Source organism: Rahnella sp. AN3-3W3, from assembly GCF_003263545.1.
In the GTDB taxonomy this organism is placed as follows: Bacteria; Pseudomonadota; Gammaproteobacteria; order Enterobacterales; family Enterobacteriaceae; genus Rahnella; species Rahnella variigena.
Window position 1 is genome coordinate 1 of record NZ_JYDG01000141.1, and the last position, 5,967, is coordinate 5,967.

At 54.0% G+C, this 5,967-nt stretch carries 7 protein-coding genes; 6 read left to right on the forward strand and 1 reads right to left on the reverse strand.

Annotated elements, in window-relative coordinates; all coding sequences use genetic code 11:
* The first annotated feature begins 157 nt into the window (after nt 1-157).
* Genes UC15_RS25340 through UC15_RS25350 form a run of 3 tightly spaced genes read left to right on the forward strand, consistent with a single transcriptional unit; the run spans nt 158 to nt 1,322 of the window.
* Entirely contained in the window at nt 158-673 is a 516-nt protein-coding gene (locus UC15_RS25340) for a lysozyme (protein WP_112291970.1), read from the forward strand.
* On the forward strand, nt 658-1,044 hold the full coding sequence (locus tag UC15_RS25345) for a hypothetical protein (RefSeq protein WP_112291971.1): 387 nt from the start codon (nt 658-660) through the stop codon (nt 1,042-1,044). Before UC15_RS25340 ends, UC15_RS25345 begins: the two co-directional genes overlap by 16 nt.
* Nucleotides 1,041-1,322 carry a hypothetical protein gene (locus UC15_RS25350; RefSeq protein ID WP_112291973.1) on the forward strand — a complete coding sequence of 94 codons (282 nt, stop codon included), beginning with the start codon at nt 1,041-1,043 and terminating at the stop codon, nt 1,320-1,322. Before UC15_RS25345 ends, UC15_RS25350 begins: the two co-directional genes overlap by 4 nt.
* 193 nt (nt 1,323-1,515) lie before the next feature.
* Here UC15_RS25350 and UC15_RS25355 read toward each other — a convergent pair whose 3' ends face one another.
* On the reverse strand, nt 1,516-2,718 hold the full coding sequence (locus UC15_RS25355; RefSeq protein WP_112291974.1) for an MFS transporter: 1,203 nt from the start codon (nt 2,716-2,718) through the stop codon (nt 1,516-1,518).
* A 114-nt stretch (nt 2,719-2,832) separates the two neighbouring features.
* Between UC15_RS25355 and UC15_RS25360 the strand changes: the two genes are divergently transcribed.
* The 3 genes from UC15_RS25360 to UC15_RS25370 all read left to right on the forward strand — a co-directional run bounded on the left by UC15_RS25360 (nt 2,833) and on the right by UC15_RS25370 (nt 5,901).
* Nucleotides 2,833-3,780, forward strand: coding sequence for a LysR family transcriptional regulator (locus UC15_RS25360; protein ID WP_198659768.1), 948 nt, complete (start codon nt 2,833-2,835; stop codon nt 3,778-3,780).
* A 176-nt stretch (nt 3,781-3,956) separates the two neighbouring features.
* A complete protein-coding gene (gene zntB, locus UC15_RS25365) occupies nt 3,957-4,940 on the forward strand; it encodes a zinc transporter ZntB (protein WP_112291976.1) in 984 nt (327 codons plus the stop codon).
* 283 nt (nt 4,941-5,223) lie between these two features.
* Nucleotides 5,224-5,901 (forward strand): hypothetical protein, encoded by a 678-nt coding sequence (locus tag UC15_RS25370; RefSeq protein ID WP_112291977.1) that lies wholly within the window; start codon nt 5,224-5,226, stop codon nt 5,899-5,901.
* Nucleotides 5,902-5,967 lie beyond the last annotated feature (66 nt).

Here is a 5,967-nt window from a genome sequence, read left to right on the forward strand (position 1 = left end):
AAACCCGGGTCTATTCAGCTGCTAAGTTGGCGTCTATTGCTGATGAGAAGAGGCGCACAGATTTGTATGCCGAATTTCTCAGGAATTATGACCCCGCAAAACCTCCCGCCGCAATTGAGATAGTTCACGAAGCTCTGCAACGTGCGAGTAACGACGCATGAGCGCCCTCAGGAAAGCCGGTAAAGCCGGTGCTGTCTGTTCTATCGCGGCAATCATCGCAATGGTGGTGGCCAGCGGGCAGGTCAGAACCAGCGAAAAGGGTCTGGAACTGATCGGTAATTTTGAGTCCTGCCAGCGTGACCCATACAAATGCCCGGCTGATGTCTGGACTGACGGCGTCGGAAATACTCACGGTGTTAAGCCTGGTGTTCGCAAGACGGACGCGCAGATCGCCGCTGACTGGGGAAAGAACATCCTGGAGGCGGAGAAGTGCGTTAACCGGTATGCAGACGGAGAGAAGCTGAAACAGGGGCCGTTTGATGCCGCGGTGAGCGTGACGTTTAACGTTGGTTGTCCTGCGATGCAGAAGTCCACGATGTTCTGGATGTTCAGGCAAGGCAAGATCACCGAAGCGTGTAATCAGTTCCCGCGCTGGGTGTATGCCGGTGGCAAAGTTCTGCCCGGTCTGGTAACGCGCCGCGACAAGGAGAAGGCGTTATGTCTAACCCCGTGAAAGGCATTGTCTATATCATCGTCGTTCTGCTGGCGCTGAGTGCGGTTGTCGGCCTTGGCGCATGGCTGGCCGGTCGGCATTACCAGCCAACCATTGACAACCTGAACGACAAACTGTCGAAGTGTGGCAGCCTGAAGGATCAGGCCAACGCCACCATCATTTCGCAGAACGTTGCAATCACCGCGCTTCAGCAGGCTGGAGCGGACAGGGAGAAGGCCGCTAAGGATGCCGTGGCCGCCGCCAGAGAATTAGCAAAGGATGATTACGGGAAAGCCAGTGACGTACTGTCCGAGCGCGTCGATAGCCCTGATGTTTGTGCTGCGGCATCTTACGCGTTTGATGCTGAGCTGGCGCGGGAGCGTGCGAAATGAAATGGCTGATGTTAATGCTGACCGTCGTCCTGACCGGTTGCACAGGGCGCGCCAATGTTCCAGATCCTGTTTATGTTGAAGTGAAAGTCCCCGTGCAGGTACCATGTGACCCTGGTGCAATCGAAGCGCCAGCCTTCGCTGTAGACCGGTTACCGATCGGTTCCTCAATAGACAAACAGATGCAGGCTCTGCGCGCTGAACGTCATCAGCGCATCGGTTACGAGAAAGAGCTGAAAGCTGCTGTTGATTCCTGTCGTGCCACCGCAAAGCCGGGTTAACTTCTTCCATGAACGGTATGGTAGACGGTATAACTATCTTTGGATGTATAAAAAATCAATAAAAACAATTGATTAAATGGTCTGTATATAACCAAGCACTGACAGATATCCGGAGTAAAAGTCAGGGTAAATTCCCGTTATAAAAAAGCGCCCGCTGCACATAACAGCGGGCGCTTTTATTTTTTCTCATTACTCAGCTTTTACGGCTGAACAGACGAACCAGTAACGCGGCACCCGCGGCGACGGTCGCCAGCAGCACCACGCCTGACCAGCCACCGGCTTCCAGTGCTTTACTGCCAAGTGCTGCGCCCGCTGACATACCGATAAACACCACGGTGAACAGCAGGGCGTTCAGTCTGCCGCGTGCCGCCGGTTCAAGGCCGTAGACCAGAGTCTGATGCGCAACCAGCGTGGCCTGAATACCTAAGTCAAAACCGACAGCGCTCAGCACAATCAGCGCCAGCTGGGCGTGTGGCGACAACAGAGGCAGCAGGAACATCGCTGCGAAAGACACCATCACCAGCGCGGAACCCATCTGAGTCACCCGTGCCGGGCCTTTCTTATCGGCTAACGCACCGGCCAGCGGCGCCGCTAAAGCACCGGCAGCGCCCGCCAGTCCGAACGCACCGGCTACTGCGCTGCCCAGATGGAACTGTTCATTCAGCATAATCGCCAGTGTGGACCAGAAGGCACTGAACGCCACCGACAGCAAACCCTGAGCCAGTGCCGCATGGCGCAGCGTTTTGTAGTTCTTCCACAGGCCAAACATCGAATGCAACAGACCGGCATAACTGATGCGCGTACCCGGTGTGAAACGCGGCAGAACCCGCCACAGCGCCACGCCAGTCAGTGCCACGCTGAGTGCCGCCAGCTGATACATCACCCGCCAGCCAAAATACTCGGCGACAAAACCGCTCAACACCCGCGAGAGCAGGATCCCGACCAGCAGGCCGGTCATCACCGTACCGACGGTTTTACCGCGCTGCGCGGGTGGCGCAAGGTGTGCTGACGCCGGGACGATATCCTGCGCCATGGTTGCGCCAACGCCGGTGATCAGACTCGCTACCAGCAGCCCGTGAATACCCGGTACAAACCCGCAAAGCAGCAGGGCGACAGCCAGCAAAATACTTTTCAGCAGGATAATCGTGCGGCGGTCATGACGGTCGCCCAGGGGAATGAGAAACAAAATGCCCAGTGCATAACCGGCTTGTGTCAGCGTAGGGATCAAACCGACCGATGTGGTACTGGCGTTCAGATTACTACCCATGATCCCGAGCATCGGCTGACTGTAATAAATCGATGCGACGCTCAGTCCGGCACCGGCGGCCAGTGTAAATATGATCTTGCCGGAAAGTGCTGAGCCGCTAACGTCTGATGTACTGGTGAGTTCTGACATAACGTAATTTCCTGATGAATGAGTTCGTAAGGTGGTGCGCGCTGAAAGCATTCTTCACGGAACTGGTTATAAGTGGTAGCCTGCACAAAGGTAAAACAGTTATACGTGGGGCGTATGAGCATAACTATCCCAGCGACCGTCACCAGCGGCATTGATCGTATCGATCTGATGCAAACTTTCGTGCGCATTGTCGAAAGCGGCAGCCTTTCCGCCGCCGCCGTACAACTGAGCACCAGCCAGCCGACGGTCAGCCGCCGTTTGCAATCGCTCGAACGCCTGCTGGGCGCGAAGCTGATTCTGCGCACTACGCACGCCATGAAACTTACCGACGACGGTGAGCGCTGTTATGAACAGGCGAAACTGGTACTGGAGCGCTGGGCGGCGCTGGAAGATCAACTGAGCGGTGCAGGGGATGAACCGGTCGGCATTTTGCGGGTACGTGCGCCGCACGCGTTCGGACAGGATCAGCTTATCGCACCGTTAACCCGCTATTTGCAGCGCTATCCGAATCTTTCGGTGGACTGGATGCTCAACGACCGCACGCCGGATTTTATCGCCGAAGATATTGATTGTGCGATCCAGGTCGGGAATGTGCCGGATCCTTCTATGGTGGCCATCTTGCTGGCGGAAGTTCCGCGCATTGTGGTCGCGACGCCGGAATTATTGCAGCAACATCCGGTCAGACAGTTCAGTGAGCTAAAAGACTTACCCTGGATTTCCCTGAGTACTTTTTATCGTAACGACGTTACGCTGCGTCGTGATAATGACGGACATATGGAAAGTTCTCCCATCGTGCCGCGTCTGGCGACGGACAGTTTATACGCGGTGCGTAAGGCCGCGCTATCCGGACTGGGGGCGGGTATTGTTTCCGCATGGGTGGTGAAAGAAGACCTTGAAGCAGGGCGTTTGCAGCGCGTATTGCCCGGCTGGAACGCATTGCCATTGCCGGTGTATCTGGTGTATCCGTATTCCAGCTATTATCCGGCCCGGTTACGTAAATTTCTTGAAATGATGCGCAGTGTGATGCCGGAACTGGCAGAAATGCAGGCACCGGGCGGATAGAAATATTCTGCTATATCACGACACACTAAACCTATTAGCCTTAACACTTTTTTCCAAATCCGGTGGCATGATCTTGCAATGTTTCAGGAGAGTGAATTTCGCCTGAACTGACTTTTTGAATTTCAGTCACTTAACGCTAGACTTAAAAAGATAACGCAGAAAAAGCGAGGAATGTCGTGGAAGTTATTAAGGGAAAAGAATTACAGGTTTCAGATGCGGTCTACGCCTTGCAGATGGACGGTCAGGGCGGGGTGAGTAATATCAGTCCGCAGTGCGTCGCCAGCGAAGAAAAACCCTGCTGGCTGCATCTGGATTACACGCTGCCCGCCAGTGAGCAGTGGATTAACAACACGCCGGTGCTGCCCGATACCGTCCGTCAGGCGCTGGCTGGTGACAGCGTTCGTCCAAAAGTAGTGCGCGTGGGCGAAGGCACGTTAATCACCTTGCGCAGCATCAATCTCAATGCGGATTCGCGTCCCGATCAGCTGGTCACTATTCGCGTTTATCTCACCGAAAAAATGATCGTCTCCACCCGTCACCGTAAGGTGTTTTCGATGGAGGAGATGATTGGTGATATGAAATCCGGCAGCGGGCCTAAGAATACCGGACGCTGGCTGGTTGAGATTTGCGATGCGCTGACCGATCAGACCAGTAATTTTATCGAAGATTTGCACGATAAAATCATCGATATCGAAGATGACCTGATGGAACAGCAGGTGCCGGAGCGCGGTCAGATGGCGCTGCTGCGTAAACAACTGATCGTTTTGCGACGCTATATGGCGCCGCAACGCGATGTGTTTTCACGTCTGGCCAGTGAACGTCTGCCGTGGATGAATGACGATGACCGCCGTCTGATGCAGGAAATCTCCGACCGTCTGGGGCGCGGGCTGGATGATCTTGATGCCAGCATTGCGCGCACGGCGGTGTTATCGGATGAAATCAGCTCACTGATGGCTGACTCCCTGAACCGCCGCACCTACACCATGTCTTTGCTGGCGATGGTTTTCCTGCCCGCGACATTCCTGACCGGCCTGTTTGGCGTTAACTTAGGCGGCATTCCGGGGAACACCTCACCCTTTGGTTTCGCGATTTTCTGCGCCTGTCTGGTGGTATTGGGCGGTGGCGTAGCGTTGTGGATGAAGAAAAGTCGCTGGTTATAAAGCGCTCACTGGCTGATAAAAAACAAAAAAAAGCCGGTCATAAGACCGGCGTCGTTCGAATTAAATTGTGCTATGCATTAATTCTAAAAATTTGGAAATAAGACAATATGGAGCACAACGCCCATCGCTTGACGTTGCATTCACCTGCGAAATAGATATTGCACCGATTCCGCGATTCTAATGTTGATTTCGCTCAATCTTTTTGAGGTTTCTCCTCTGTGAAGGGCATCATCAGGCACTTTCGCCGGATTGCGCTCACTTTGGGACAAAACAGGAGTTTGCTTTGCATACCCAGGAAATGATTCAGCAGGCATATCAAAATACCAACAGTAAAACGCTGACTATATGGAATGAGCATCCGGAAACGGGCGCGGTGAGAACGGAACCTTTTTATCATCCGCACCGCCTGGCTATCACCAGCGGCAACCGCGCAGGCCCGTCGATGAGCGGATTGCTGGCGGATATCACAGCGGCGGCGCAGGGCGATGTGTTGGCGGATGTCGCACCGCCGGACGGTATGCACTTTACTTTCTTTGCTGTGACGCAGGCGCTGTATGACCGCCCTGAAGATGCGGAAAATGCTGGCGAACTGACTGAGATTTTCAATCAGTATTGTCGTGGACATATTATGCGTATCAGCGATTTGCGACTGATTGCATTGCCGGATCAGTTGCTGCTGGCGGGATTTCCGGATGAGGAAAGTTTGCGATTCCGTCAGGCACTGGTGGAACACCTTCTCAGCACGCAATGGGCGGGTAAAATACGTAAGCGGTTCCCGAATACCGAGATCCCCCAAATCTTCTGGCACAGCACGCTCATGCGATACGGTGCGCAATATTTGCCGTCGTCTTTGCGGGAATTCTTCCTGCAGAACCAGAACAAAAACTTCGGTTCACTCAGTTTGCCGGTGAAACTGGTCATGACCAACTACAACTGGACTGATACTTTTACGCTGGCCTGAAAACCTGAAGCTCTGGTCTTAGAACCTGAAAATAGAAAAGCCCGCTTTTGGACTGACCCCATAAAG